The following is a 3,712-nucleotide window of genomic DNA, read 5'->3' on the forward strand; positions in this document are numbered from 1 at the left end:
GAACAGCAGAAGTCATCCGAGCCGCCCGTGTCGCCTGGGCGCACTGCCCGTCGCAGCAGGTAAAGGGCTTGAGTAACTCGTTTTTCAATTTTTCTGGAGGTATGACATGGACATCGATTTCAAGAAGTTGGCTCCCTGGAACTGGTTCAAGAACGAGCAGCAAGAGCAGCAGACCGCCTCTTCCCTGCCGGTGCAGCGCAATGACCTGCCAGCGGCGAGCGGGCCAGTCAGCCCGATCCTGCAACTGCATCGGGAAATCGACCGGCTGTTCGATGACGCATTCCGGGGCTTCGGTTTTCCGGCGTTGAACATGCCGCAGTGGCCATCCGATTGGTCGGGCATGCTGAAGCCGGCCCTGGACATCCAGGAAACCGACAAGCAGTACAAGATTACCCTGGAAGTGCCCGGTGTCGAGGAGAAGGACATCCAGATAACTCTCGACAACGACGTGCTGATGGTGCGTGGCGAGAAGCGCCAGGAACAGGAGAAGAAGGAAGGTGGCTTCCACCGTGTGGAGCGCTCCTACGGCAGCTTTCAGCGTGCCTTGAACCTGCCTGACGACGCCAACCAGGATTCGATCAAGGCATCGTTCAAGAACGGGGTGCTCACGGTCACGATCGACAAGCGCGAGGTCAGCGCGCCGAAGCAGGGACGCTCGATCCCGATCAACGGCTGACGTCGCCGGCTCGTTCGTCACAAGAAAAACCCGGCACGAGACGAGGAGTCGCGGCTCGCGATGCCTCGTCTCCTCAACCTTGTCAACCTTCTCAGGAGCATCAGCATGGCCAGAAAACAATGCCAGGTCTGCGGCCAACCCGCCACCGTGCGGGTGGAAGCCAATCTCAACGGTCGTAACAGCACCATGCTGTTGTGCGACGACCATTACCGGCAATTAGTGCGCCAGCAAAAGCGCACCGTTTCGCCGCTGGAAGCCTTGTTCGGCTCGCGCAGCGGCCTGTTCGAGGACTTCCTCGGCAGTGACTTCTTCCGCATCGGCGAAGACGCGACGCCAGTTGCCGCCGATACCGATGACGTGGTCGATGCCTCGTTTGGCGAGCCCGCCACCGCAGGTTCGGGTGCGCCGCGCCGTCGCGGCAGTGGGCTGGCCAGCCGCATCAGCGAACAGTCGGAAGCCTTGCTGCAGGAGGCCGCCAAACACGCTGCCGAATTTGGCCGCTCCGAGGTGGATACCGAACATCTGCTGCTGGCGCTGGCCGACAGCGACGTGGTCAAGACCATCCTGGGTCAGTTCAAGATCAAGGTCGATGACCTCAAGCGGCAGATCGAGTCTGAGGCCAAGCGCGGGGACAAGCCCTTCGAGGGCGAGATCGGCGTGTCGCCGCGCGTGAAGGATGCGCTCAGCCGCGCCTTCGTGGCCTCCAATGAACTCGGCCATTCTTATGTCGGTCCAGAGCATTTCCTGATCGGTCTGGCCGAGGAAGGCGAAGGGCTGGCCGCCAACCTGCTGCGCCGCTACGGCCTGACGCCGCAGGCGCTGCGCCAACAGGTCAACAAGGTGGTCGGCAAGGGCGCCGAGGATGGCCGCGCTGAGACGCCGACCAACACGCCAGAACTCGACAAGTACTCGCGCGACCTGACCAAGATGGCGCGCGACGGCAAGCTCGACCCGGTGATCGGCCGCGCGCAGGAGATCGAAACCACCATCGAGGTGCTGGCCCGGCGCAAGAAGAACAACCCGGTGCTGATCGGCGAGCCGGGTGTGGGCAAGACCGCCATCGTCGAAGGGCTGGCGCAGCGCATGGTGGCGGGTGAAGTGCCCGAGACCTTGCGCGACAAGCGCCTGGTGGAACTCAACATCAACGCCATGGTGGCCGGCGCCAAATATCGCGGCGAGTTCGAGGAGCGCGTGCAGAAGGTGCTGAAGGAGGTGACCGAGCACCAGGGCGAGCTGATTTTGTTCATCGACGAGGTGCACACCATCGTCGGTGCCGGCCAGGGCGGTGGCGAAGGCGGGCTGGACGTGGCCAACGTGTTCAAACCGATGATGGCGCGCGGTGAACTCAACCTGATCGGCGCCACGACGCTGAACGAGTACCAGAAATACATCGAGAAGGATGCTGCACTGGAGCGGCGCTTCCAGCCGGTGACGGTGCCCGAGCCGACGGTGGCCCAGGCCATCATGATTCTGCGCGGCCTGCGCGACACCTTCGAGGCGCACCACAAGGTCAGCATCTCCGAGGACGCGATCATCGCGGCAGCCGAGTTGTCCGACCGCTACATCACGGCGCGCTTCCTGCCGGACAAGGCGATCGACCTGCTCGACCAGGCGGCCGCGCGCGTGAAGCTGTCGGCCACGGCCCGGCCGGTGGCCGTGCAGGAGCTGGAGTCCGAACTGCACCAGCTACGGCGTGAACAGGATTACGTGGCCGCGCGCAAGCAGTACGACCAGGCCGCCGAGCTCGGCAAGCGCATCGAAGCCAAGGAGGCCGAGCTCAAGAAGCTCGTCGAGGACTGGGAGCGGGAGCGGGCCTCCGGCAGTGCCGAGGTCAAGGCGGAACACGTGGCGCAGGTTGTCTCGCGCCTGACCGGCATCCCGGTCAACGAGTTGACGGTGGAAGAGCGCGAAAAGCTGCTGCACTTGGAACAACGGCTGCACGAGCGCCTGGTGGGACAAGACGAGGCGGTCCGTGCCGTGGCCGATGCCGTGCGGCTATCCCGCGCCGGCCTGCGCGAAGGCAGTAAACCGGTGGCTACCTTCCTGTTTCTGGGCCCGACCGGGGTGGGCAAGACCGAGCTCGCCAAGGCATTGGCCGAATCGATCTACGCCGATGAGCATGCCCTGTTGCGCATCGACATGTCGGAATATGGCGAACGCCATACCGTGGCGCGGCTGGTGGGCGCGCCTCCGGGCTATGTCGGTTACGACGAAGGCGGTCAGCTCACCGAGAAGGTGCGGCGCAAGCCCTACAGCGTGCTGCTGCTCGACGAGATCGAGAAGGCACACCCTGACGTCTACAACATCCTGCTGCAAGTGTTCGACGACGGTCGCCTCACCGACGGCAAGGGCCGGGTGGTGGATTTCACCAACACCATCATCATCGCCACGTCCAACCTGGGTTCGGACATCATCCAGCGACGGCTGAAGGCGCGTGAGGCGGCTGGCGAGGAGTACGAAAAGACCAAGGCCGAGGTCATGGACGTGCTGCGCGGCCACTTCCGGCCCGAGTTCCTCAACCGCATCGACGAGATCATCGTCTTCCATGCGCTGGGCAAGGAGGAGATCCGCCATATCGTCGGCCTGCAGCTCGATCGCGTGGCGCGCAGCGCCGCCAGCCAGGGCGTGACGCTCACTTTCGATCAGACGCTGATCGACCATTTCGCGGAAGAAGGCTACAAGCCCGAGTTCGGTGCGCGTGAACTCAAGCGCCTGATCCGCAGCGAGCTGGAAACTGCGCTGGCGCGCGAGATGCTCGGTGGCGGCATCGGCAAGGGCGATCACGCCAGCGCACGCTGGGACGACAAGGCCGAACGCGTGGTGTTCGAACGCAAAGAGCCACCGCAGACCCCGGCCGAGCCGGAGCAGCCGGATGTCGCGAAGGCGACCGAGACGCCGCACGGCGACGCTGGCAAAGACTCGAGCAAGAAGAAGTCGGCGAGCGACGCATCTTGATGGCGGGCGAGGCTGCCGTGTCCGACTCCATCAGCCTGGCATGGGCAGCCTCCCTGGCATCGATCGCGGTGGCGGTCGTGG

Annotated in this window: 2 protein-coding genes; both read left to right on the forward strand. The window is 64.1% G+C overall.

All coding sequences use genetic code 11. The features are described from left to right. Nucleotides 1-106: 106 nt before the first annotated feature. Nucleotides 107-676 (forward strand): small heat shock protein sHSP20, encoded by a 570-nt coding sequence (hsp20, locus tag B3E94_RS12260; RefSeq protein WP_000350436.1) that lies wholly within the window; start codon nucleotides 107-109, stop codon nucleotides 674-676. Between the two features lie 105 nt (nucleotides 677-781). Next, a complete protein-coding gene (clpK, locus tag B3E94_RS12265) occupies nucleotides 782-3,631 on the forward strand; it encodes a heat shock survival AAA family ATPase ClpK (protein WP_286913699.1) in 2,850 nt (949 codons plus the stop codon). The last annotated feature ends 81 nt before the right edge of the window (nucleotides 3,632-3,712 follow it).

It is taken from the genome of Pseudomonas sp. UBA6315, assembly GCF_002438125.1.
Taxonomy (GTDB): Bacteria; Pseudomonadota; Gammaproteobacteria; order Pseudomonadales; family Pseudomonadaceae; genus Aquipseudomonas; species Aquipseudomonas faucium.